This is a genomic window from Emergencia sp. JLR.KK010, from assembly GCF_037018265.1.
GTDB lineage: Bacteria > Bacillota > Clostridia > Peptostreptococcales > Anaerovoracaceae > Senimuribacter > Senimuribacter intestinalis.
Window position 1 is genome coordinate 1918918 of sequence record NZ_CP143550.1, and the last position, 24813, is coordinate 1943730.

26 protein-coding genes and 3 riboswitches are annotated in these 24813 nt (G+C 44.8%); of the genes, 22 read left to right on the forward strand and 4 right to left on the reverse strand.

Annotated elements, in window-relative coordinates; translation table 11 throughout:
- Positions 1-22 precede the first annotated feature (22 nt).
- The 8 genes from V1225_RS09175 to V1225_RS09210 all read left to right on the forward strand — a co-directional run bounded on the left by V1225_RS09175 (position 23) and on the right by V1225_RS09210 (position 7847).
- Entirely contained in the window at positions 23-790 is a 768-nt protein-coding gene (locus V1225_RS09175) for a GNAT family N-acetyltransferase (RefSeq protein WP_338546215.1), read from the forward strand.
- A gap of 9 nt (positions 791-799) precedes the next feature.
- A complete protein-coding gene (locus V1225_RS09180; protein ID WP_338546216.1) occupies positions 800-1003 on the forward strand; it encodes a hypothetical protein in 204 nt (67 codons plus the stop codon).
- Between the two features lie 9 nt (positions 1004-1012).
- Complete coding sequence (locus tag V1225_RS09185) at positions 1013-2134, forward strand: metallophosphoesterase (protein ID WP_338546217.1); 1122 nt, start codon at positions 1013-1015, stop codon at positions 2132-2134.
- A gap of 181 nt (positions 2135-2315) precedes the next feature.
- Complete coding sequence (locus tag V1225_RS09190; RefSeq protein WP_338546218.1) at positions 2316-3302, forward strand: threonine/serine dehydratase; 987 nt, start codon at positions 2316-2318, stop codon at positions 3300-3302.
- A gap of 56 nt (positions 3303-3358) precedes the next feature.
- Positions 3359-4534 carry a M20 family metallopeptidase gene (locus V1225_RS09195; protein WP_338546220.1) on the forward strand — a complete coding sequence of 392 codons (1176 nt, stop codon included), beginning with the start codon at positions 3359-3361 and terminating at the stop codon, positions 4532-4534.
- 26 nt (positions 4535-4560) lie between these two features.
- Positions 4561-5877, forward strand: a complete 1317-nt coding sequence (gene miaB / locus V1225_RS09200) for a tRNA (N6-isopentenyl adenosine(37)-C2)-methylthiotransferase MiaB (RefSeq protein WP_161907551.1) — start codon at positions 4561-4563, stop codon at positions 5875-5877.
- Complete coding sequence (locus V1225_RS09205) at positions 5874-6440, forward strand: NUDIX hydrolase (RefSeq protein WP_160202221.1); 567 nt, start codon at positions 5874-5876, stop codon at positions 6438-6440. The genes miaB and V1225_RS09205 overlap by 4 nt, the downstream gene beginning before the upstream one ends.
- A gap of 564 nt (positions 6441-7004) precedes the next feature.
- Entirely contained in the window at positions 7005-7847 is an 843-nt protein-coding gene (locus V1225_RS09210; RefSeq protein WP_251615593.1) for a KilA-N domain-containing protein, read from the forward strand.
- Positions 7848-7885: 38 nt separating this feature from the next.
- On the opposite strand, the gene V1225_RS09215 is transcribed toward V1225_RS09210, so the two are convergent.
- From V1225_RS09215 to V1225_RS09230, 4 genes are read right to left on the reverse strand one after another with little or no spacing between them, the layout of a single operon-like run.
- Complete coding sequence (locus V1225_RS09215) at positions 7886-8728, reverse strand: ATP-binding cassette domain-containing protein (RefSeq protein ID WP_251631713.1); 843 nt, start codon at positions 8726-8728, stop codon at positions 7886-7888.
- 17 nt (positions 8729-8745) lie between these two features.
- The gene (cbiQ, locus tag V1225_RS09220; RefSeq protein WP_251615590.1) at positions 8746-9522 is read right to left on the reverse strand and encodes a cobalt ECF transporter T component CbiQ; all 777 of its coding nucleotides are present in this window, start codon (positions 9520-9522) and stop codon (positions 8746-8748) included.
- 7 nt (positions 9523-9529) lie between these two features.
- On the reverse strand, positions 9530-9850 hold the full coding sequence (locus tag V1225_RS09225) for an energy-coupling factor ABC transporter substrate-binding protein (protein WP_161907539.1): 321 nt from the start codon (positions 9848-9850) through the stop codon (positions 9530-9532).
- 1 nt (position 9851) lies between these two features.
- On the reverse strand, positions 9852-10601 hold the full coding sequence (locus tag V1225_RS09230) for an energy-coupling factor ABC transporter permease (protein ID WP_160202217.1): 750 nt from the start codon (positions 10599-10601) through the stop codon (positions 9852-9854).
- 159 nt (positions 10602-10760) lie between these two features.
- A riboswitch (cobalamin riboswitch) is annotated at positions 10761-10944 on the reverse strand.
- A 127-nt stretch (positions 10945-11071) separates the two neighbouring features.
- Positions 11072-11252: riboswitch (cobalamin riboswitch) on the forward strand.
- A gap of 113 nt (positions 11253-11365) precedes the next feature.
- Here V1225_RS09230 and V1225_RS09235 point away from each other — a divergent pair.
- The 14 genes from V1225_RS09235 to hemL all read left to right on the forward strand — a co-directional run bounded on the left by V1225_RS09235 (position 11366) and on the right by hemL (position 24810).
- Positions 11366-12397, forward strand: coding sequence for a hypothetical protein (locus V1225_RS09235; RefSeq protein WP_161907538.1), 1032 nt, complete (start codon positions 11366-11368; stop codon positions 12395-12397).
- Positions 12398-12410: 13 nt separating this feature from the next.
- Positions 12411-13211 (forward strand): sirohydrochlorin cobaltochelatase, encoded by an 801-nt coding sequence (locus V1225_RS09240; protein WP_160202215.1) that lies wholly within the window; start codon positions 12411-12413, stop codon positions 13209-13211.
- Positions 13212-13288: 77 nt separating this feature from the next.
- Positions 13289-13478: riboswitch (cobalamin riboswitch) on the forward strand.
- A 187-nt stretch (positions 13479-13665) separates the two neighbouring features.
- Positions 13666-14838, forward strand: a complete 1173-nt coding sequence (gene cbiD, locus V1225_RS09245) for a cobalt-precorrin-5B (C(1))-methyltransferase CbiD (RefSeq protein ID WP_161907537.1) — start codon at positions 13666-13668, stop codon at positions 14836-14838.
- Positions 14835-15521, forward strand: coding sequence for a precorrin-2 C(20)-methyltransferase (cobI, locus tag V1225_RS09250; protein WP_251615584.1), 687 nt, complete (start codon positions 14835-14837; stop codon positions 15519-15521). The genes cbiD and cobI overlap by 4 nt, the downstream gene beginning before the upstream one ends.
- A gap of 3 nt (positions 15522-15524) precedes the next feature.
- The gene (gene cobM, locus V1225_RS09255; RefSeq protein ID WP_251615581.1) at positions 15525-16274 is read left to right on the forward strand and encodes a precorrin-4 C(11)-methyltransferase; all 750 of its coding nucleotides are present in this window, start codon (positions 15525-15527) and stop codon (positions 16272-16274) included.
- Complete coding sequence (locus V1225_RS09260; protein WP_161907534.1) at positions 16274-17275, forward strand: cobalamin biosynthesis protein; 1002 nt, start codon at positions 16274-16276, stop codon at positions 17273-17275. Before cobM ends, V1225_RS09260 begins: the two co-directional genes overlap by 1 nt.
- Positions 17272-18276 (forward strand): glutamyl-tRNA reductase, encoded by a 1005-nt coding sequence (locus V1225_RS09265; RefSeq protein ID WP_338546225.1) that lies wholly within the window; start codon positions 17272-17274, stop codon positions 18274-18276. Before V1225_RS09260 ends, V1225_RS09265 begins: the two co-directional genes overlap by 4 nt.
- Positions 18277-19008: a precorrin-3B C(17)-methyltransferase gene (gene cobJ, locus V1225_RS09270; protein ID WP_251631723.1), complete on the forward strand. Its 732-nt coding sequence runs from the start codon at positions 18277-18279 to the stop codon at positions 19006-19008.
- Positions 18989-19774: a precorrin-6A reductase gene (gene cobK / locus V1225_RS09275; protein ID WP_338546227.1), complete on the forward strand. Its 786-nt coding sequence runs from the start codon at positions 18989-18991 to the stop codon at positions 19772-19774. The genes cobJ and cobK overlap by 20 nt, the downstream gene beginning before the upstream one ends.
- Positions 19764-20228 (forward strand): bifunctional precorrin-2 dehydrogenase/sirohydrochlorin ferrochelatase, encoded by a 465-nt coding sequence (locus V1225_RS09280; RefSeq protein ID WP_161907530.1) that lies wholly within the window; start codon positions 19764-19766, stop codon positions 20226-20228. Before cobK ends, V1225_RS09280 begins: the two co-directional genes overlap by 11 nt.
- Positions 20228-21124 carry a hydroxymethylbilane synthase gene (hemC, locus tag V1225_RS09285; RefSeq protein ID WP_338546228.1) on the forward strand — a complete coding sequence of 299 codons (897 nt, stop codon included), beginning with the start codon at positions 20228-20230 and terminating at the stop codon, positions 21122-21124. Before V1225_RS09280 ends, hemC begins: the two co-directional genes overlap by 1 nt.
- Positions 21100-22575: a uroporphyrinogen-III C-methyltransferase gene (gene cobA, locus V1225_RS09290; RefSeq protein ID WP_338546229.1), complete on the forward strand. Its 1476-nt coding sequence runs from the start codon at positions 21100-21102 to the stop codon at positions 22573-22575. Before hemC ends, cobA begins: the two co-directional genes overlap by 25 nt.
- Complete coding sequence (hemB, locus tag V1225_RS09295; protein WP_338546230.1) at positions 22568-23548, forward strand: porphobilinogen synthase; 981 nt, start codon at positions 22568-22570, stop codon at positions 23546-23548. Before cobA ends, hemB begins: the two co-directional genes overlap by 8 nt.
- The gene (hemL, locus tag V1225_RS09300) at positions 23548-24810 is read left to right on the forward strand and encodes a glutamate-1-semialdehyde 2,1-aminomutase (protein ID WP_338546231.1); all 1263 of its coding nucleotides are present in this window, start codon (positions 23548-23550) and stop codon (positions 24808-24810) included. Before hemB ends, hemL begins: the two co-directional genes overlap by 1 nt.
- Positions 24811-24813 lie beyond the last annotated feature (3 nt).

Below are 24813 nucleotides of genomic sequence, written 5' to 3' on the forward strand. Positions count from 1 at the left end.
GTAAGTTTTATAGGAGGTAACGATGTATCGTTTTGATGGGAACGCGAAAAATCGAAGCCTTGCGAAGTTGTTTGCAGGCTGGGATGAGACTATGATTTGGTCCTGCCTGCAGGGCATCATGGGCGAGATTTATACAGATGACGCAGTGCATCCGAAATCGGCGGCTGCAGTGCTGGGCGATTTCTGCTTTTTAGCGGGAGCGCCTTCTCTTGATTTTTTGACATCCTTCGCAAAGGGTGGCTGTCACAACTTTTGTATCATGGTTCCGGCAAGCGACGCGCTGGGTGATTTAATTGAGGATTTTTTCGGAGAACGGGCAAAGAAGTTTACCCGCTATGCCACCCAAAAGGACGCCAGCTTTGATCTGGCAAGGCTTCGCCAATTGGCTTCTGCGGTGCCTGCAGGCTTTACCCTTGCACCGATCGATGAAATAATTTTTGATCGGGCAAAATCCATGGAGTGGAGCCGGGATTTAGTGTCACAGTATGCGGATTACGAAGTATACCGTGAGAAAGGCGTTGGAACAGCAATTTTACATCATGGGGAGCTGGTTTGCGGCGCGTCCTCTTACAGCGTCTACAATGGCGGCATTGAAATTGAAATCGACACCAGAGCCGATTGGCGCAGAAAAGGGCTTGCTCGCCTATGCGGCGCGGCGCTGATCTGCAGATGTTTGGAACAGGGACTCTATCCCAGCTGGGACGCCCATAACAAAGCGTCTCTGGCGCTGGCGCAGCAGCTGGGTTACGTGTTCGATCACAGTTATATCGCTTATGAAGTGAGAAAGTAGAGGGAGCAAATGGAACAGATGGACGAAAAACGGCTGGCGGCCTTTGAGAAAATGCTGACCTTTGTACAGCAGGAATATGACAAAACGAAGGAAAAGATGGCAGCGCTGAAAGCCGATGGAAAAGAAAAGTCTGCTACTTACCGGCAGCTCATGGGGAATAAGCTGACGTATCAGAATTTGCTTGCGATGTACAGGCTGTATGATCTTTTATAAGGAGAGAAAATGTTTTACGTCGTTTTAGGACTTGTGACTATATTGGTAGGATTCTGCGCGTATCGGTATTTACAGCAGATTTTTACCTGTTTGCATTTAGATCTGCAAAAAAGTAAAGTGCGAGCATTTCACTGGCTGCTGACTTTGGTGTCGGCAGGCATCTGTACAAATCCAATGCACGTACTGGCGCTAGCTATCCTCTATACGCTTCTGTTCGCTGGAATATTGCATTTATTGTTCTGGATTTTGCGGTCCATATGGCGCAGGTGGAAAGAGCGTGATGAAAAGATTGTAAATTTGCAGCGAAAATGTTGTCTGCTTCCCGTGGCTATGGCGATTCTTTTGATTGGCTTCGGTGCGGTGAATATGGACCGAATTCATGAAACCGTGTATGAAATAACGTCGGAAAAACGCATTGGAACCTATGAAATTGCATTGGTTACGGATACTCATTACGGTACAGTGCAGGACACAAAACTTTTAGAAAAAGAGATGGCGGCGCTCAGTGCGCGCAGACCGGATGTACTCATACTGGGCGGTGATATCGTCGAGGAGGGTACGAGCCGGGCACAGATGGAGGATGTATTTCGCATTTTCGGCAATGTCGATACTAAATACGGCGTTTACTATGTTTATGGAAACCACGATCTGCAGAATTATACAGAGAAAAAGGCTTACAGCAGACAAGACCTGGAACAGGTTTTGGCGGAAAATGAGATTATACTGCTGGCAGATTCTTTTATGAAAATTGACGACACGTTGGTTTTGGTTGGCAGGGATGACGCCGGTTATGGGCTGCCCGGCGAACGAAATTCGATGGAAGCGATTCTGCAGGGTGTAAGCCATGAACAGTATATCATAGTAGCGGATCATCAACCCGTTGATGTGGGGGAATGTGCTTCTGCAGGCGTGGATTTGATGCTTTCCGGTCATACCCATGCGGGGCAGATCTGGCCGCTCGGGTTATTGCTGCAGGCAAGCGGCAGCTATAACTACGGATTATATGATGGTGAAACGTGCAAAGTAATCGTCTCCTCTGGCTTTACAGGCTGGGGCTATCCGGTGCGGACGGAAGGAAAGTGCGAATATGTGTTGATTAGGCTCAAAGGAGAAAAAGTAGGAAAAAATTAACTGTTTTTTCCATTGACACAAGTCATTTCATTGTCTATAATGTATATTAATTTAATCACATGAACGCTTTTCTTACCCCCGGGTAAGGATATGACAGCATGCCGGTTTTGTCCCGTTAGGGCCACTTTCGTGGAGGGGCAGATCAGGGATGCTTTCTTTTTTGAAACAGGAGGTACAAGTAATGAATCACAAACAACAGCCATTTTCAGCACGCGAAGTCTTTGAGGCGTATGATCGGATTCGCGATTACGTTTATTTAACGCCTTTAGAACCGTCTATTTACCTTGGCAAAGAAACTGGCAGGCAGTATTATTTTAAGCTGGAATGTAATCAAACGGTAAAGAGCTTCAAAATCAGAGGGGCGCTGAGCAAGATGACAACGCTGACAGAAGAAGAACGGAAGATAGGCGTAGCAACGATTTCTTCCGGGAATCACGGCGCCTCTGTCAGCTATGGCGCAAAGCTTTTGGGTATCGAAAATGCAAAGGTTATTGTGCCTGAGACTACGCCCCAGGCGAAGATAGACAAGATTCAGTTTTATGGGGCCGATGCGCTTTTGATGGGGAGAAACTATGATGAGGCTCATGCTTTGGGCATGTCATATATTCAGGAAAATGGGTTGACCTACATTGACGCATATTACGATGATCCTAAGATTTATGGAGGGCAAGGAACAATTGCCGTGGAAATTCTCAAACAAAATTCGTCTGTCGATACCATCGTTGTTCCTATCGGAGGCGGCGGTCTGATCACAGGCATAGCTGTCGCGGCAAAGGCAATCAAGCCAGAGATTCGTATCATCGGCGTGCAGACAGAGGCCTGTCCGGCTATGATCAAATCCTTTTCCGACCATGTGTTCTACGAAGAATATCCGGTAACTGGCGATACGATTTGCGACGCATTGGTTGGCGGCGTTGGAAAACTCGCTTATGAGATTCTGGAAGACTATGTAGATGATTTCATTCAGGTAAAAGAACGGTCTATACGTAAGGCGGTAAAACACATGATAAAAGAGGAAAAGTATATCGTAGAAGGCGCCAGCGCGGCTGCTGTGGCCGCTGTGATGGATGAGGCAGAAAGAATCGGCGGCAAAAATATTGCTCTGATTATGAGCGGCGGTAATATTGATGGTAATTTGATGGTGGAGCTGTTGAAAGAAAAATTGTAACAAGTAGTCATTTGTGGTATGATAAAGATATCCTGATGAGAGAAGAGGTGTGGTCTGTGGATATCAAATTAAAGGAAAAGATGATTGAGGTTGTTGAACAGAACATGGAGGAATTGACTTCCATCAGAACCTATCTGTATGAAAATCCGGAGATTGGCGGTGAAGAAGAAAAGGCAAGCGCGCTGCTGACAAAAACCATGGAGACGCACGGCTTTGATGTAAGCCGGAATATTTTAGACATACCATATAGCTTTCAGGCTGTCTATGACAGCGGAAGACCGGGTCCTTCTATCGGACTGACCTGTGAATATGACGCCCTTCCGTCTATGGGTCATGGCTGCGGTCATAATATCATAGCGACAGCGCCAATGGGAGCAGCATTTGCGCTACGGGAGGCGGTGAAGGAAACCGGTGGTAAGGTAATTTTGTTTGGCACACCGGCGGAGGAATGTTTTGTTACAAAAGCGCCTATGGCGGAAAACGGAGTTTTTGATCAGGTGGATGTAGCAATGACAGTTCATCCGAATCCTGTAAATCTGTCCAGCGGAAAGACAACAGCTTTGGACGCGTGGCAGGTTGAATTCTACGGCAAAGCTTCCCATGCGGGCGCAGCGCCGGAAGACGGCATCAATGCGCTGGATGCGGCAGTTCATTTTTATAGTTTGATTGGATTTGAGAAGCAGTATTTGAAGAATACCAATATTTACGGTGTATTTGTAGATGGCGGTGAGAAGTGCAGTATGATTCCTGCTCACGCGTCTGTCAAATATCTGGTAAGAGCAAGTTCTATGAAGGATATCCGAAAAATACGCGATTTGTTTGAACGGTGCGCGCAGGCTGCATGCGCGGCAGTAGGCACAACCTACAAAATCTGGAACAATGAGCCGGGCAATAAAAATATGGTTACCAACAGAACGCTGGCGAATATCTTTGATAAGCACTATATGGCTATTGGAGGCGGGCAGATGCCTCACATTGACAGTACAGGTTCTACGGATATGGGAGATGTCAGTCAGGTTGTACCAGCGATTCATCCATGGATTGGTCTAGGATGTCCGGATTTGCAGTTGCATACCAATGAGTTTGCTGATGTGACTGTTACGGAAGCAGGAGACAGGGCGATTCGTTTGGGAGCGGAGGCTTTGGCACTGACAGGATTGGAAATCCTCTGTGATCCAGAGCTTTTAGCTGTTATTAAAGCAGAGTTTGACGAAAGTATGAAGAATAATTGAGTAGAAAGAGAGACAAAATCAGGTTCATGAAAGAGAAGACATTTCACATTACAACTTTTGGCTGTCAGATGAATGAGCACGATTCTGAAGTCATGGCAGGCATGCTTTTAGAAAAAGGCTTTACGCCGGTGAAGGAGCGAAAAGACGCTGACGTTGCCATTATCAATACCTGCAGTGTACGGGATAATGCGGATAAACGGTTTTTTGGCACATTGGGACAGCTGAAACACAGAAAAAAGGACGATCCCAATTTCCTGGTCTGCGTCTGCGGCTGTATGATGCAGCAGCAGCACGTTATTGATACCATTAAAGCCCGGTATCCATGGGTAGATATCATCTTTGGAACCCACAACATTCATCAGTTTCCAGAACTGATTGACAATGCGCTCAACGAGAAAAAGAAGCAGGTGGAAATCTGGCCAGACGGCGGCGAGATCGTAGAAGGACTGCCAGCGAAGCGGCTTTACGAAAGCAAGGCGCTGGTCAACATCATGTTTGGCTGCAACAATTTCTGCACTTACTGCATCGTGCCGTATACCAGAGGCAGAGAGCGGAGCAGAAAACCTTCAGAAATTCTCCGTGAAGTGCGGGAATTGGTAGCCGATGGTGTTAAGGAAATCATGCTTTTAGGGCAGAATGTCAATTCTTATAAAGGCGCAGATGGGGTGGATTTTGCAGCGTTAATCTATATGCTCAATGAAATAGAAGGGCTTGAGCGGATCCGTTTTATGACTTCACATCCGAAAGATTTGTCTGATAAGCTAATCCAGGCATTTGTGGACTGCGATAAGCTCTGCAAGAATATTCATCTGCCGGTACAGTCAGGCAGCAGCCGGATTCTCAAAGCCATGAACCGTCACTACGATAAAGAGCAGTATCTGGCTCTTGTTGAGAAGCTGAAAACTGCTGTACCTGGCATCACTATGTCAACGGATATTATTGTAGGATTTCCGGGAGAAACAGAAGAGGACTTTGCAGAAACGCTGGATTTAGTCAGCAAAGCACGCTATGATTCCGCTTTTACTTTCCTATATTCCATCAGGAAGGGCACGCCGGCGGAAAAGTATGAGGATCAGATTCCAGAGGAAGTTAAGCATGAGCGGTTTAATCGGCTGGTAGAATTGATGAACGGCATCAGCGCAGAAAAGAACGCCGCCTATGTGGGAACTGTGCAGCAGGTGCTGGTAGAAGGACCGAGCAAAACGGGAAGTAAAACTTTTGCAGGAAGAACCGATGGATTTAAGCTGGTGAACTTCCGTAACGAGACTGACATGACAGGAAAGCTGGTAGATGTAAAGATTACAAAGAGCAACACCTTCAGCCTGGAAGGAGAAATTTTATGAATCCGAAGCTGAGTAATCTTTGCTCTGTCATTACAGATTTTGTGCCGGGCTGTGAGCAGGAAGCGCGGGATAGGGAAGTTATGCTTCGTTTTTTACAAGAAAACGACAATTGTCTGGTGCGGGAGAATCTGACTGCACATTTTACAGCTTCCTCGTGGATTGTCAATGATGGTGGCGATAAAGTACTTATGGTCTACCACAATCTGTATGACTCTTGGGCCTGGACTGGCGGTCACGCTGACGGTGAAGCCGATCTGCTTTCTGTTGCAATCCGTGAAGCAAAGGAAGAAACTGGGGTGCAGGATTTCAAGGTGCTGCGGCGTGTACCGTTTTCTCTTGAAATTATCACCGTAGACGGTCATGAAAAACGCGGCGATTACGTGCCGTCACACCTTCATTTGAATTTGACCTACCTGCTGCAGGCAGATGAAAATGCGCCGCTTTCTGTTAAAGCAGATGAAAACAGCGGAGTGCAGTGGATTCCTGTCAGTCAGCTTGCGCAGCGCGTCAGCGAACCGTGGATGCTAAAGCGGGTATATGGAAAGCTTATTAGCAGGGCGTAGGTGCGGTGTGCATATATTTTGAAAAAATACTTAAAATATGCACATTATCGTGCATATTTTGACGATAAACTTCGAATATATGCATTTTTTTAAGAAAACTCATGTCGTTTATAGGAAATTTTAGCTGAATATATAGAGAGTTGTACATATTTTGAAGAAAACTCCTGAAAATATGCATGTATGGTCGAAAAATTATGCATATTTTAGGAGTTTTTTTATTATATATGCATTTCTGCAGGAATCTAATGCTACTAAATTGATGGGGAAAAAATTCATCTCCAGTTATGAGAAGGCTATAAAGAAATTTCAAACGTTGTTAGCATTAGGCGACTATAAAGATGTAAAGACTCAAACTAAAAACTGTTTTGCAGGTGAGTACGGAAGAAATTGTGAAGTGACAAAATCAACATTCGTACAGAAAGAAAAAGCTATAATTGAGTTGATTTTACATTGCAAAAGACGAACAAAATAGCTATAATGAATTACTAAAGAGTTAACATTATAGTTATGTGCAGGCGGGTTTCTTTTTAGTGAGATTATAATGACACAATAGCAGGAGGAACAATGGGGAAAGTAATCAAGGATACGATTCATGCGAATGGAATAGATATTGGAATTTACACACAGGATTTTGAAAATGAATTCATTTCATTAACAGATATTGCTCGGTATAAGAGTGATGACCCAACAGCAGTTATTCAAAATTGGATGAGAAATCGGGATGTGATAGAATTTTTGGGATTATGGGAAAAACTCCATAATCCGGATTTTAAACCCCTCGAATTCGAGGGGTTTAGAAAACAGGCAGGAGCAAATGCATTTACAATGTCACCAAAGAAATGGATAGAAGCTACAGAAGCTATTGGAATTGTTTCAAAAGCAGGACGTTATGGAGGAACATATGCCCATAGTGATATTGCAATGTCCTTTGCAACGTGGATTTCGCCAGAATTTCAGTTATATATAATGAAAGATTACAGAAGATTGAAGACGGACGAGAATAGTCGATTATCTTTGAACTGGAATTTGAATAGAGAAATTTCCAAATTAAATTATAAGATACATACGAATGCAATTAAAGAAAATCTTATTCCACCGGAATTAACGCCTGCGCAGATTGCTTATACATATGCAAATGAAGCTGACATGTTGAATGTTGTTTTATTTGGAAAAACAGCGAAGCAGTGGAAAGTCGAAAATCCTATGGTAAAAGGAAATATGAGAGATGGTGCGACACTAAATCAGCTTTTGGTGCTTGCAAATTTAGAGAGTTATAATGCCATTCTGATTACCCAAGGGAAAAATCAAAAAGAGAGAATGGAGTTGCTTCGTCAACTGACGATACAACAACTGCAGACGTTGGAAGCTGTAAGCTTGAATAATCTTCCGCAAGTAGCAGAACGCTAGTGTTTTCCTGCAAACCAGAGTTTAACAGGGTTGCAAAATTAAACCGCACTAATATATTCCTCAAGAACCTTCAGGGATTTTGGTACCGGCAGATCCGCAGGCAGGATGCCTTTTTTTACGAGGCTTTCAAAGAGCTCCATGGCTGCAGGCTTTTTTAAATTGGTCTGCTGCAAGATAGTGTCGTTTGAAAAAACCTCGACAGGAGTGCCGTGCATCAGTGTTTTACCTTCTGCAATTAATACGATTTCATCAGCCCATTCCAAAGCATAATCGACGTTATGGGTGGACATAAGAATTGTAATACCTTGTTCTACGAGCATATCCACAATTTTGTTGACGATGATTGTATGCTTAGGATCGAGAGAGGAAGCTGGTTCATCTAAAATGATGATTTCCGGGTGCATGACTAAAACATCGGCAATAGAAACCTGTTTCTTTTGACCTCCGGAAAGAGAGTGGGTGGGTTTATGCTGAAAATCTGTAATTTCCAGAGTTTCGATGACTTTTGCGACCTCTTTGCGTGCATCCTGCTCGCTCATTCCCATGTTAAGAGCGCCAAAAGAAATTTCCTGTGTCACTGAGGCAGAAAACAGCTGATTATCCGGGTCCTGAAAGACAATGCCTACCTTGCTTCGAAGGTCTAAAAGACCTTTTTTGCTGTAGTCCACAGGCTTTTCGTCTAAGTAGAGTGTACCTTCTGAAGGTTTGTGAATGCCGTTTAAGCACAGGAAAAAAGTAGACTTTCCAGCGCCGTTTGCACCCATAAAGGCAACCTTGCGGCCACGCTCAATTTCCAGACTGAGTCCGTTTAAGGAATAGCTTTTTTCGTCGTCGTAGGAAAAAAATAAATTGTCTGCTTTAATGATAATATCTTTCGTCATGTCTTTCGCGGAAGCTCCTATCTCCATAATTTAAACCATAAAGTAAAAGCCAAAAGGGCAGTTTCATAAAGTACAATGTAGTAGATATTTCTTTTGCTAGTGGGATGGCTTTCTTCCAGCACTCTAATTTCACCATCATATCCTCTGGACTCCATAGCGTCATAAAGATTTCTGGAACGCTTCATAGATCTGATAAACAGCGCCTGCACCATAGAGGCAAAAGATTTTATTGATGTTTTAAAATCCTTGTGTCCAAGGCGGGCGCTTTGTGAAGTGGAAATGTAGTAGGCTACGTCCAGCAGCACAAAGATATACCGGTAAATCAGAAGCATGAGCTCTATCATAAGAGCTGGCACATGAAGCTTTCTGAGGACGCTTAGAATATCTGTCATAGTAGTATTAAAAGATAAAAAGTATAGACAGGATACGGCGGCTAGTGCTGTAGTGATAAGCTGTGCCCCGTGCAAAATGCCTGCAAAACTTCCAGTGACGTACCAGCTTCCAATAGGAACTGCAAAGGCGTCAAGGGGATGTTTTCCGATGTTGATGATAATGGCAGTAGTGCTCAGTATGAGAAAGGCCAGGGGGACCATCATCAAATTTCTGTATCTGGCAGCGGAAATACCGCCGCGAACAATGGTTAGCCAGCTGTTGACTCCAATGACAAAGACGCCCATAGCAATGGAACGACTGACAATACAAAAAATGAGAGTCAGCATTGCAAAAGCGAACTTTTCCATGGGGTTTACATATCTGAGTTTTGACAAATAGCACAGCTTATCTACAATAATCATAATTTATTTATTCATCCTTCATCCATTTTTTTCTTTCGTAAAACCGACCCATAAAGAAGGCGAGAATGCCGACTCCGATACCGGTCTGTACGCAGAAAATTAAACTTTCGATTTCACCGGGAATTTCACCGCCCAGATAGCTTTCCAAAATCGGTGTAAACCAAGGTTCATATTCACCGCCCTGTATTTCTTCTATAGCGCCGCCAGCAGCGTCATCAGAGCCGCCAAATTCAGCGTCTTTGAGCATTAAGAAGGGTACGACTGCGATGAGAATTGCCAGAATCAGAAGCAGAACCACAAGACCCTTTTTAGATTTCTTCTTATCCATATTATTTGCCCTCCTTGATAAATCCGATTGATTTCAGTTCAGGTTTCGCAAAGGATTCTAAACCGATGACGATGATAACAGTCAAAATGCCTTCTACGATAGCAAGAGGTACTTGCGTCGTAGCAAAAATACCCATGAATTTCGCAAGAGAAGCACCGACACCTCCTACTTCTGAAGGATAAGCCAGAGCCAGCTGCAGACTGGTAATGCAGTATGTAAGCAAATCACCTAAGGCAGCTGCCAGAAATACAGAAAACATTTTGTTTACCTTTAACTTTTTGCATAGCTTGTACACGCCATAGGTGATAAAAGGTCCTGCGATAGCCATGGAGAAAGTGTTCGCTCCAAGGGTAGTAAGACCGCCGTGAGCCAGCAGAATTGCCTGAAATAAAAGTACGATAATTCCCAAAATGCTGACTGCTGCAGGACCGAAAAGGATTGCGCCAAGACCGGTTCCTGTCATGTGAGAGCAGCTTCCTGTAACCGATGGAATTTTTAGCGAGGAAATTACAAAGATAAATGCACCTGCCATGGCAAGTACAGTGATAATTTTTCTATTATCTGTAAGGGTATTTCTGATGGAGAAAAAACCCCAGATAAGAAATGGAACGCATATCGCTCCCCATACCAGACAGTAGGTTCCGGGTAAGTAGCCCTCCATAATGTGCATGGCATTTGCCGTGGGAACCATACCAAAGACCAGTGAAAAAACTGTTACAATTGATAAAAATAATTTTTGCCTTTTTGTCATAAAGTATCTCCTTTCTTGATAAACAAATGAACAAAACACGAAATGTTGTATCTCTACGCAATAAAAAATCCTGTCATTTATGACAGGTGCAGCGATAGAAAAGTATGCAAAAAATACTTTCCGTTTCGTGTTCACACCCGGTCATCGTTCGTAACCTATGTAAATTGGCTGTATTTGGGTAGTTCTTCTGACTTAGACATCTGGCACCCTTATCTTGCCTTCCCAGTTTCCCAGTGACATAAATTAAGATAGGGCTACGTCATTACAGCGGCGCGACCGTGCAGGACTTTCACCTGCTTCTCTTTTAAACCCCTTGAAAGGGACCCTTATACATTCAATTGTAACCTCATTATATTACCGGAGGTTGTATTTTGTCAAGCGGAGGATAGGGGCAAAAAAAGATTCTGTACAAATGCGATTTGATATGATACAATGTCAGCGTAGAAGCGTTGATGCTTTGAAATAACAACTGAATGACAAGTATTTCTTGTCTGTTTTAACAGCAAAGAGGGAAACAGGTGCAAATCCTGTGCGGTTGCCGCCGCTGTAAGGAAGGAGTCATGCCGAAATACCACTGGACAGATAGTCTGGGAAGGTGTGCATGATGAAGATATCCGAGCCAGAAGACCTGCTTGAAATACTAGGAGTGCGCCTGACGGTTATCAGGTTTCCTAAACGACAGATACAGAAAATACGGGCTGTAGCATATTTTGCTACAGCATTTTTATTATTCTAATATTAAAACTTGCTTAGGAGAAATCAAAGTGGAAGAAAGAGAGTTAGAGCTAAGGAAGAAGCTGCTGATTGAAAAGATCAGTCGAAATCCAGACAGGAAATACGGGCAGAATGACAAAACTTCTGCTGTCTGGAAAAATTATGCATTAGCAAGTCCGGACGGCAAATGTGTCTACCAAAGCTTTTCTGATGAAGAACTGCTCGCTTATCTAAGGCGTTTAGCGTCAGAACTGGGGTATGGCCCTACGCAGGGAGAAGTATTTTGGATATTGAAAGACTACATCAAACAAAGGTTTGGTAAATGGCCTTATGCGCTTCGTGCTGCAGGGCTTTCCGCGTCAGCAGGTAAAGGCGGAAAAACTATGGAGCAGATGGAAAAAGAGCGATTGCATAAGGAAAAGCTTCTTGACATGGTCAGAGAAAAAGCACTGGAGCTTGGGAAAATTCCGCATCCCAGAGATCTGCCTGAGGTTTGCAGGGAAATCAAAAAATATTACAGCGGCTGGACTTCTGTTATTAAAGCTGCAAAGCTGGATGCTGATTTTCTTAAAAGAGCAGTCTATAAGATTCCTGATTTAGAACTGGAATATATCAATATGCTGGAAGCAGTTAGAAATTTTGCTCATGAAATAGGACGAAGTCCTCTTCATGGAGAAATTGAACAGGCTGTTAAGCAGGCGCTCATAGAGCGATGCGGCTCCTGGCGCAATGCGCTGTTTCAGATTGATTTGGAACCGGTCCTCCGAATGGAGCCTTTTCACGATATTTATATCGACCATAGAATGACAGAAAATCGAAGGCATCATTCTGACAGTCTCTATGGCTGCTATTATAAGGTATTGAATCTGGATGAAGATGATAGAAAGCGCCTTGGTATGGTAAAAGATATCTATCTGAAAAACGGAAAAATTCCTATGAAAAAGGAAGTGCCAAGACAGCTGCGGCAGGATTTGCACGAAAAATGCGGTTCCTGGGGTAACGTTCTCTATCAGATTGGCGTTACGCCAAAGGAATACTACGAGGAGAAAAATAAAAAGAAAAATAGTAATCAAGGAAAGTAAGAGGAATAAAAAGATGAATCAGAAACAAGACACCGCGATTCTGGTAGTCAGCTTTGGCACCAGCTATAACGAAAATAGAAAGGTCACAATAGATGCTATTGAGCAGGCAGTTGCGGATGCTTTTTCAGATTATCCGGTGCGGCGTGCTTTTACCAGTCAGATGATTATTAATAAGCTAAAGAAAAGAGATGGACTTCATATCGACAACGAAGCTGAGTCACTGCAGCATGCAGCAGCAGATGGATTCAGAAAGCTGGTGATACAGCCGACACATTTGATGAATGGAACAGAGTATCACGACCTTCTGCGCGATGTGGAAAAACATAGAGATCTTTTTGCAGCTGCAGTACTTGGAGAACCTCTTTTAACTGATAAAGAGGATTTTGAGAAAGTTGCAGCTGCCATGGTGGAAGACACAAAAGAGCATACGGATGAAAAGACGGCCGTGGTGTTGATGGGACATGGAACAGGTGTTGAGGCAAACAGGGTATACTTTGATTTGCAAGATGAGCTCAGAAAACAGGGACACCACAACTATTTTATCGCAACTGTGGAAGCGGTACCAACGCTGGAAGATATTCTTCCTGCCTTAAAGGAAGGCGGTTATGAAAAAATTGTGCTGCAGCCTTTAATGATTGTTGCAGGCGATCATGCCAATAACGATATGGCAAGTGATGATGAAGATTCATGGAAAACGATTCTGGAAAAAGAGGGCTATGCGGTGCAGTGTGTACTGCGAGGCATGGGGCAGATTCCTGCAATCAGAGAAATTTTTGCGCAGCATACAGCAAGGGCATTTGAAAAGCTTAAATAAGCATCCCGATAAACGGCTGCTTCAAGCTGGTGCAAATTGCAGTTGACAGCCGAAAACGATTGTAATATAATTCTGTTAAACAACTTGAAAATATTGGTTGATAAAATCGTAATATGGAATCAGGTGAGAGTCCTGAACAGTCCTGCTGCCGTAATGACGGAGTTTTTATGCAAGGCATATGGCCGGTCACTGGGAATCGTTCCTGGGAAGGCGCATAAGAGCGTTGACGTCAGAGTCGGAAGACATCCCAATATTTTACCATGAAAGTCACAGGATATGAGTTTTAGGGTAATAATAGTAAATTCTTCGGCGGCTGGACTCCCAAAACGGAAAAGAAGGAGACAGTGCGAAGAGTTTTACTTAATGCAAGATAAATTTGAACCCGAATCCTGTGGATTCGGGTTTTTCTATTGCAACATTATTCATTGCAGGAAAAGCCTGCAGAAAGGATAATATGGAGAAGTTTACCGTCAAAAATGGAAAAAAACTAAAATACGGTTTTACAACCGGAAGTTGCGCTGCTGCTGCAGCTGCAGCGGCAGCGGCTATGCTTTTTTCTGGAGAGAAAGTCTCTGAGGCGGAGGTTATATTGCCTGCAGGAGAGAAAACGACCATGCAGGTCAGTGAAATAGATATAGATAAGGGTACGGTTTGCTGCACGGTGATAAAAGACGGAGGCGATGACCCTGATGCAACCCATGGCGCAGGAATTTCAGCCTGTGTCAGCAAGGAGCCGATTTCATCGGGAACTTTAGCAGAAACTCGAGATCGTATTACCTTGCTGGGCGGCTGCGGCATAGGCATTATTACAGCAAAAGGCCTGCAGTGCAGCGTAGGAGAGCCTGCCATCAACCCGGTGCCGAGGCAGATGATCTTTGAAAATGTGCAAAGGATACGCAGGAAGTACGGAAAAGAGGAGGAACCTATATATATAGAAATTTCTGTGCCTTGCGGTGCGGAGATTGCAAAAAAAACATATAACCCAAGACTTGGGATTGTTGGGGGGATTTCTATTCTGGGAACGACAGGTATTGTCGATCCTATGAGTGAAAAGGCTCTTGTCGATACGATTAAGACTGTGATCGACAAACAGTATCAGGAGAATCCGAAGCGGATTCTTATCGCCCCGGGAAATTACGGCAGGGAATTTTGCCGTGAGTATCTGGGACTGGATATCGCAAAGGCTGTATCCATCTCTAACTATATTGGAGAAGCTTTGGATTACATTAAGTTTAAGGGGTTTGAGGAAATACTTCTGGTAGGCCATACAGGCAAGCTGATCAAGCTGGCAGCAGGGATTATGAATACCCATTCCTCTTACGCTGATGGCAGAATGGAGATTATCGGTATGCATAGTGCCGTTTGCGGTGCTGACTGCGATACTGTAAAAGCAATTGCAGAGTGTATTACCACCGATGAGGCGTTTGCTCTGATTCAGGAAAAAAATTATTATGAGGAAGTAAAAGCAAGGATTTTGGAAAAGGTTCTGTACCATCTCCATTTCAGGCTGAAAGGACAGGTGAAAGTTGAGACGGTATTGTTTACTACAGATCGAAACCATATTATGAAAAGCCCTGGTGCAGACCGGCTTGCTGAAATGATACGAAAGGATATGAAACAGATATGAGTGGAAAATTTTATGCAGTAGGACTGGGACCGGGAGATCCACAGCTGCTTACAATGAAAGCCATCAATGTAATGAAAGACTGTCATGTTATTGCAGTGCCAAGAAGCGGAGCAGCAGAAAACGTGGCGCTGAAAATTGCGGGAGATTACATCTTGGACAAGGAAATCCTGGAATGCGATATGCCCATGATTAAAGATAAAGAAGAGCTTAATCGCTGTCACGAGAGGTCTGCTGATGCCATTTCCGAAATTTTAGAGCAGGGAAAGGATGTGGCGTTTCTGACCTTAGGAGATCCGGCAATTTACAGCACAGTCATGTACGTGCATAGAAAACTCGCCCAGCGGGGTTATCAGACAGCAATGGTGCCGGGCGTTCCGTCCTTCTGCGGTGCGGCGGCCAGTCTGAATATATCTCTTTGCGAACGTGAGGAAATGCTGCACATCATTCCGGCGACCTATAAAGGAAGTCAGGCGGAAGAACTGGAAGGCACGAAAGTGCTGATGAAGTCAGGCAAAACCATCATGAAGATTAAAGATCAGCTGGCTGACAAGAAAGCTATGATGGTAGAATGCGCCACCATGGAAAATGAAAGGGTATATCAGGACCTAAAAGAACTGAAAGAGCAGTCCAGCTACTTTTCGCTGATTATAATTCCGTCGGAAGACAGACAAAAGGAGAGTTAAACTATGATTTATTTTATCGGAGCAGGTCCGGGCGCTGCAGATTTAATTACTGTCAGAGGGGCGGAGCTTCTAAAGAAAGCAGACGTTATCATTTATGCAGGTTCTCTTGTGAATCCGGCACTTTTAGATTATGCTGGTAAAGACTGTAAGATTTATAACAGTGCCAAGATGACTTTGGAAGAGGTTATTGCGGTGATGAAAGAAAACAAGGGAAAGGAAGTAGTTCGGCTCCACACAGGAGATCCTTGTATCTACGGCGCGATTAGAGAGCAGATGGATATTTTAGACCGGGAAAATATGGAATATGTTTCTGTACCCGGCGTCAGCTCCTTTATCGGTGCTGCAGCAGCATTAAATGCAGAATACACTTTACCTAATGTAAGCCAGACAGTCATTTTGACAAGAATGGCAGGAAGAACCCCGGTTCCTGAGAAAGAAGAAATTTCTAAACTGGCTGAACATGGAGCAACCATGGTAGTATTTCTAACCTCCACCATGTTGGCTGAGCTTTCTGAACGACTCATTGCAGGCGGGTACGCACCGGACAGCCCGGCGGCGATTGTTTATAAGGCAACCTGGCCGGACGAAAAGGTGGTTCGCACCACGGTGAAGGACATCGCAAAAGCTGCAGAAGAAAATGGTATCAATAAAATGGCGCTGATTATGGTAGGCGGTTTTTTAGGCAGCGAATACGAGCGTTCTAGGCTCTATGATCCGTCTTTTACTCATCTGTTCAGAGAGGCGACAAAATAATGAAAAACATCAGTATTCTGGCATTTACGGCTAGAGGACAAAGCCTGGCAGAGAAAATTGCAGAAAGGCTGCAAGAGACGTGCAGTGCGGAGATTTTCGATAAAAGAAAAGAAAGCGCGAGAGAATATCTGAAAGCAAACTTTGAGAAAAAAGACACTTTTCTCTTTATCTGCGCGGCAGGCATTGCCGTTCGCCTGATTGCACCGCTGATTAAAACCAAGGATCAGGATCCGGCAGTAGTAGTCATGGACGAGTTTGGCAGATTTTCCATACCGCTGCTTTCCGGCCATCTGGGCGGCGCAAATGAAGCGGCGGCAGAGTTTGCAAAGGTGACGGGAGCGGAGCTGGTGCTGACTACGGCTACCGATATCAACGGACAGTTCGCAGTAGATGTATGGAGTAAATATGCAGGCTGTCATATTATGGATATCAGCAAAATCAAGTTGATATCATCAGCGATTTTGCGAGGAGAAAAGGTGGGGATTTCCAGCGCATTTCCCTTTGAGGGAAAATTGCCGCAGGCTCTGACTCTCGATGAAACGGAAAGTGGTATTTGTGTCAGCCTTGCCGGAAATCAGAATGTTTTTCAAAATACCATTAATTTGGTGCCGCGCATTGTTACTATCGGTGTCGGATGTCGTAAAGGTGTCAGTGCAGAGGTTTTTGAAAGGTTTATTTTGGAGCAGCTGGCAGATAAGCACATTGCGATTGAAGCGGTAGAACAGCTGGCTTCTATAGATTTGAAGAAATATGAAACCTGCATTCTGGCATTCTGCGACAAATATGAGATTCCTTTGGTTACTTATACGGCAGAGGAGCTGCAAGAAGTGCAGGGGTGCTTTGTACCATCAGCACTGGTCAAATCAGTAACGGGTGCTGATAATGTTTGTGAGCGCAGCGCGGTACTGGCGAGCAATTACGGAACAAAAATATTATCAAAGACCAGTGGAAGCGGCTGTACCTGCGCCCTGGCTATGAGAGATTGGAAGTGTAATTTTTGAATATCATTATGTCATATATTGATTATAACATGGCGGGGCTTAGAGAAAGAGAGATATTCTCCTGTACAAAGACGCAGACTGCAGAGCTTTATGATAAGCTGAAGGAAAAAGAGGAGATACTGGGGGCGGTTCTCATTGCCACATGTAACAGGACAGAGCTATATCTGTCTCTCAAGGACGAAGCAGTATTAAACCCTTTTAAGGAGCTTTGCCGGATGATAGGGGTTGAGTATGGGACTTACGCCTATATGAACCGGACACTGACAGGCGATGATGCGATTATCCATCTGTGTAAAGTGGCAGCGGGTGCTGAATCTCAGATTTGGGGCGATGATCAGATTGTGACACAGGTAGATGATGCGCTGAAAGCTGCCCAAAAAGCGGGGGTGACAGATACTCTGCTCAATGTCATTTTCAGAAATGGTGTTAGTGCGGGAAAAAAGGCAAAAACTCTGGTGGATTTCAAGGTTGATGACAATTCAACTGCTTCTCGGGCGGTCAAACTGATTCGTACCAATCCGGCACTGAAAAAGGTGCTGGTCATCGGAAATGGAATGATTGGACGTCTGGTTGCGGAAATTCTGGTAAAAGAGGGCTTAGAAGCGACGATGACCCTTCGTCAGTATAGGCATGGAGAAAACATCATACCGCAGGGTGTGAAAACCGTCAACTATGGGGAACGTTATCATGCGATAGAGACGGTTGACGCTGTTGTCAGTGCAACTTTAAGTCCCCATTACACTGTATCTATGGAGGAAATCAGCCGGTTGAGCAGAGTACCGGAGGTGTTTATTGATTTGGCTGTACCCAGAGATATTGACCCAAGGGTGGAAGAACTTGCGCATGTGCGTTACTATGATATAGATAATTTGGGCACAGATGTGAGAGACACCCGTATGGAACAGCAAATGAAAGAAATTGAATTGATTATAGAAAAATACATGGACGACTTCCACAAATGGTATAGCTTCAGGGAGCGTCTGTCGAAAGAGGATATCTAAATGAAAATATATGTAGTGGGCATCGGCCCAGGTAACAGGGAATATATGACGCCGCAGGCGAAGGAAGCCATTGAGAAAAGCGATGTTATCGTAGGCTACACTCTGTATGTGGATTTGGTACGAGAGCTTACAGAGGGAAAAGAAGTTAAATCGACTGCCATGAAGCAAGAGGTGGATCGCTGCAAACTGGCGCTGGAATCTGCTCTGAAGGGAAAAACAGTGGCTTTTGTCTGCAGCGGAGATGCTGGCGTTTACGGAATGGCGGGAATTATGGCAGAGGTTGCAGCAGAGCATCCTGAGGTGGAAATTATTACTGTGCCGGGTATTACAGCAGCCTGCAGCGGTGCAGCAGTTTTAGGAGCACCGCTGATTCACGACTTTGCAGTTATTTCTCTGTCAGACCTTTTGACTCCGTGGGAAAAAATTGAAAAAAGACTGCATCTTGCGGCGGAGGCTGACTTTGTGGTCTGTCTTTATAATCCGAAAAGTAAGAAACGTCACGATTATGTCGACAAAGCAGCAGAGATTATGAGCGCTTTCAAAGGCTGGGATACGCCCTGCGGTTATGTAAAAAATATCGGAAGAGATGGCGAAACAGGGGTGGTATGCACTCTTGCTGATTTAAAAAATAATGAAGAAATAGACATGTTTACCACTGTCTTTATAGGAAATAGTCAGACGAAAGTCATCAACGGAAAGCTGGTAACACCTCGTGGATATCAAGACGTGTAAGAAAAAAAGAATACTGGTCTTTGCGGGAACTTATGAGGGTCATCAGCTGGCAAAGGCTTTTGCGGAGAGGAAATGGCAAAGCAGTGCGGATTTCTGTGTTGCTACGGATTACGGAAGTGAAATGCTGACAGATATACCGGGGCTTTCTGTTCTTGAAGGAAGGTTGAACCTTTCAGAAATGGAAGAGCTGATGGCTGCCGGAGATTACGGTCTTGTCATTGATGCGACACACCCTTACGCAAATATTGTCACAGAAAATATTCGAGGAGCCTGTGAGAATCAGTCGATTTCATATTTGAGGCTTCTGCGAGAAAAGGGAAACACCGCAGGTGAGGGTATCATAGAAGTCGCTACCATCGAAGAAGCTGTGAATTTTTTAAATCGAACTGATGAGCGGGTGCTGCTGACGACCGGTGCCAAAGAGCTGTGGAAATATAGTAAAATGAAAGGTATCCAGGAAAGAGCAGTTGCAAGAGTGCTTCCATCGGTTTCATCTGTTGAAAGCTGTATAGCAGCAGGTATCGCTCCAAAAAATATTATCGCTATGCAGGGTCCTTTTATAAAGGAAATGAATCTGGCGGTTATGAAACAGTACGGCTGCCGGTGGCTTGTGACAAAGAATACGGGAAAACCAGGCGGCTTTGATGATAAATTGTCGTGTCTGGAAGAAGGCTTCGGAATTATTGTGATTGGAAGACCCAGCGAGGAGGCAGGATATTCCTTTGAAGAGGTGTTAAGAAAGGCAGCGGACTATTATGAAAAATAGATATTTTCCGGTCTTTGTACCATCTGAGGGGAAGATGGTAGTTGTATTTGGCGGCGGCAATATCGCAACCAGAAGAGTTAAAACTCTGCTGGAATTTGATTTTGAAATTACTGTCATAGCGCCGGAGACTTCCCAGGCGCTGAAAAATCTGACGGCAAATGACAGACTGACTTTGATTACGGACATTTATAATGAAGAATATTTGCATGACTGCTATATGGTGCTTGCCTGTACTGATAACAGACAGGTAAACAAGCAGATTGGAGATGCGGCAAAGAAACGGAACATTTTGGTAAGTGTCTGTGATAATAGGGCAGAGTGTACATTTTATTTTCCGGCTGTCGCAGCGGGAGATGAGGTTACTGCAGGTATCTGCGGTAGCGGACTTTCTCACAGCGTTACGAAAAGAGCTGCAGCAAAAGTAAGAGAAATCATAAAAGGAAAGGCATACTGATGAAAGTAATCGTAGGAAGCAGAGAAAGCAAGCTGGCTGTGATTCAGTCAGAGATGGTGATAGATGCCATTAGAAAATTCGACAGCACCATTGATGTCGGATTGGTGACTATGAAGACCACCGGCGACATCATATTAGATAAAACGTTGGATCAAATTGGAGGGAAAGGTCTTTTCGTCAAGGAGCTGGATAAGGCTTTGATGGAGAAAAGAGTTGATTTAACAGTGCATAGTCTGAAGGATATGCCGATGGAGGTGGATGGCGATTTGCCGCTTCTGGCGTTTTCCGAAAGAGAGGACCCAAGAGATGCGCTGGTTCTGCGGGCAGGTCTTGAAAGGCTGCCGCAAAATCCAATCATAGGCTGCTCCTCAAAGAGAAGGAAACTGCAGGCGCAGAAGCTGTATCAGACAGCGGATATCAGACCGATTAGAGGCAATGTGCAGACACGCCTTGCAAAACTGGACGAAGGACAGTATGACGCTATTATTTTAGCTTATGCTGGGCTGAAGAGGCTAAACCTTGAAGCGCGAATCAGCAAGCTGTTTTCCACTGAGGAAATTCTGCCGGCTGCATGTCAGGGAATTTTGGCAGTACAGGGAAGGAAGGGTTATGAGGTTCCTTTTCTTAAGGATTTCGCAGATGAAGAGGCGAGATTAGTCGCATTGGCAGAAAGAAGTTTTGTCCGGACTTTGGACGGCGGCTGCAGTTCACCGGTTGCAGCATATGCTGTAATTAACGGTGATGAAATCACTATAAAGGGCTATTATGTAGACGAAGAAGAGAACCAATACATAGATGAAATAAAGGGCAGCAAATATCAGGGTGAGAGTCTGGGAAGAAAGCTTGCTCTGAGGATGAAAGGAGGCAGCGCATGGGCACAGGAATCGTATATTTAGTAGGTGCAGGTCCAGGAGATAAGGAACTGCTTACAGTGAAGGCTGTGCGGCTGATTGAGGAAGCGGACGTTATCGTCTACGACCGGTTAGTCAGTGAAAGCATTATGGAACTGATTCCAGATTGCTGCAGACGCATCGACGTAGGTAAAAATGTAGGCAATCATCCAGTTCCCCAGCATGAAATCAACAAAATCCTTCTGAAAGAGGCACAGGCCGGTCAAAAAGTAGTGCGGCTCAAAGGCGGCGACCCATTTGTCTTTGGCAGGGGGGGAGAAGAACTGGAACTATTGGCAGATAACGGAATCCCCTTTGAGGTAGTACCGGGCATCACATCGTCTATTTCTGTGCCGGCCTATGCAGGCATTCCGGTAACGCACAGAGATTTTTGCTCGTCGCTGCACATTATTACAGGGCATGCAAAGGAAGGCGCCGAACTTGCTATCGATTTTGACGCGCTGGTACGGCTCAAAGGAACACTGATTTTTATGATGAGTGTGTCGACAGTAGGCCGCATTGCAAAAGGTTTGCTTCTTGCAGGTATGGAAGAAGATATGCCTTGCGCTGTAATCGAAAACGGAACCTATACAAAGCAGAGAAAGTTCATTTCAGATTTAGCACATATAGAGGAAGCTGTAAGGCGTAATGGGGTGAAATCTCCGGCAGTCATTGCTGTTGGCAGAGTCTGCTCTCTCTCGGACAGATTTGACTGGTTTGATGGAAGACCACTTAAGGGCAGGCGAATTCTGGTGACACAGCCAAAAAGTAAAGCTTCAAAGCTTGAACAAAAGCTGCGGAATCTGGGGGCGGAAACGAAGCTGTATCCTTGTATCAGGACCGATTTTATCAGACCTATGGCACCTGATTTTGAAGGATATGATACCCTCGTATTTACCAGCACCGAGGGCGTTCGCTCCTTCTTCAGCTGGCTTTTGGAGCAGGGGAAAGATGTTCGGGCGGTTTCCGATAAGCGCTTTGCATGTATCGGTAGCGCCACAGCAGCAGCCCTGAAGGAATTTGGTCTGACAGCGGATTTTCTGCCTTCTATATATGACGGTGAAACTTTGGGACGAGAGATGGTTGCAACGGGATTTGTGAACAAAGACAGTAAAGTGCTGCTGCTGCGCGCAAAGATTGGAACAGCCGATTTGACTGATGCTCTTGATGAAGGAAAAATAGACTACCTGGATTATCCGGTTTACGATACTGCATATGTAAAACATGAGGAGATTACAGATCTGGAAGACTGGGACTATGTGACTTTTACAAGTAAATCCTGTGTGGATGGTTTTGTGAAGACACAGAGCAGAGAGCATTTTGCAGGGGTAAAAGCCCTTTGTATTGGCAAACAGACTGCAGCAGAAGCCGCAAGATTTGGCTTTGATACAGTCGTTTCAAAGATAGCTACTATCGATAGTATGGTAGAAAAGGTAAGGAGTAAATACAATGATTAACAGACCGAGAAGACTTAGAGCAAATCCGCTGATTCGCGGTATGGTGCGGGAGACCAGGGTGTCAACTGACAGCCTGATTTATCCTATTTTCTTTGAAGAAGGAACTGATATAAAAGCTGAAATTTCCGCGATGGAAGGGCAGTATCGTTACAGCCCGGATAGAGCAAAGGAAGTCATCGACCAATGTTTGCAGCACGGCGTTAATAAGGTGCTGCTGTTTGGTATTCCAAAGGAAAAAGACGAGAAGGGCAGTCAGGCTTATGCCGAAAACGGCGTGGTTCAGCAGGCTGTACGCGCGATAAAGGAAGAATACGGAGATCAGATTTATGTGATTACCGACGTGTGTATGTGTGAATATACTTCCCATGGACATTGTGGTATTCTTTGCGGACATGACGTAGACAATGACGAAACTTTGAAATATCTGGCGGCTACGGCAGTTTCTCATGCGGCGGCAGGCGCTGATATGGTTGCACCTTCTGACATGATGGACGGAAGAATTGCTACGATTCGCGCAGGCCTTGACGAAAATAGCTTTAAAAACGTGCCGATTATGAGCTATGCAGTGAAATACGCTTCAAAATTTTACGGTCCGTTCCGTGAAGCTGCAGGCAGCGCACCGTCCTTTGGCGACAGAAAAACCTATCAGATGGATTTTCATAACATTAAGGAGGGTATGAAAGAGGCAATCATTGATGAACAAGAAGGGGCAGATATTCTCATGGTAAAGCCGGCGCTTTCCTATCTGGATGTAATCAGAGAGCTTTCTTATGAAACCAATCTGCCAATTGCAACCTACAGCGTCAGCGGTGAATATGCTATGATAAAAAATGCTGGCAAAGCAGGGCTTGTGGATGAGTACGGCATCATGTGTGAAACGGCAGTTTCCATGTACCGTGCAGGTGCAGACATCATCATGACCTATTATGCCATGGAAATTGCAGATGCGATAAAGAGAGGAGATATCGGCTAATGAAGAGTTCACAGCAGCTATTTGACAGAGCAAAAAAGGTGATGCCCGGCGGTGTCAACAGTCCGGTAAGAGCCTTTAAGTCCGTAGGTTTAACACCGCGATTTATTGAAAAAGCCTGCGGCAATAAAATTTACGATATCGAAGGAAATGAGTATCTTGACTATGTGGGCTCTTGGGGCCCGATGATTTTAGGTCATGCAGATCCGAAGGTGATTGCCGCTGTACAGCAGAGAGTCGGCAAGGGCCTCAGCTTCGGTGCATGCACAGAACTTGAGGTGGAACTGGCAGAACTGATTTGCGACAATATTCCTCACGTAGAAATGATTCGTATGGTAAACAGTGGTACTGAGGCAGTCATGAGTGCGCTGCGCCTTGCCAGAGGCTATACGAAAAAGAGCAAGATTATCAAATTCGAAGGCTGCTATCACGGACACAGCGATGCTATGCTGGTAAAGGCGGGATCCGGTGCCATGACCTTTGGCGATCCGGATAGCGCAGGTGTAACCTGCGGTGCAGCAGCGGATACACTCCTTGCGCGGTATAATGACCTTGCCAGTGTAGAGCTTCTCATGGAAAAAAACAGAGACGATATTGCTTGCGTCATTGTGGAGCCGACAGCTGCAAATATGGGCGTTGTACCTGCAGAACCTGGATTTTTACAGGGGCTGCGTAATTTATGCGACCGATTCGGTGCACTTTTGATTTTTGATGAAGTGATTACGGGTTTTCGTCTTGCTTTTGGAGGAGCTGCTGCGTACTTCGGCGTGACGCCGGATTTAGTGACCTATGGAAAGATTATCGGCGGCGGTATGCCGGTGGGAGCCTATGGGGGCAGAAGGCAGATCATGGAATGCGTTTCACCTCTTGGCAGTGTGTATCAGGCAGGAACTTTATCGGGAAATCCTATCGCTATGGCTGCAGGCATTGAAACACTGCAGCAGCTGCTAGCTAACCCTTCCATTTATGATCGAATCAATGAAATGGGACAGTATCTGGCAGATGGTCTGCGCAGCGCCAGTGGCTTTACGGTAAATCACATAGGCTCACTGGTCTGCATGTTTTACACAAAGGAGCCTGTCACAGATTATGACAGCGCTTGCAAATCGGACACGCAGGGATTTGGCCACGTGTTCAAAGAGCTTCTTGAGGCAGGTATCTACGTGGCGCCCTCACAGTATGAGGCGATGTTCATAAACAGCTGTTTTACAAAAGAAGAACTGGATTTCACCATTGAGTCTTATAAAAAGGCATTGAAGAAATAGGGA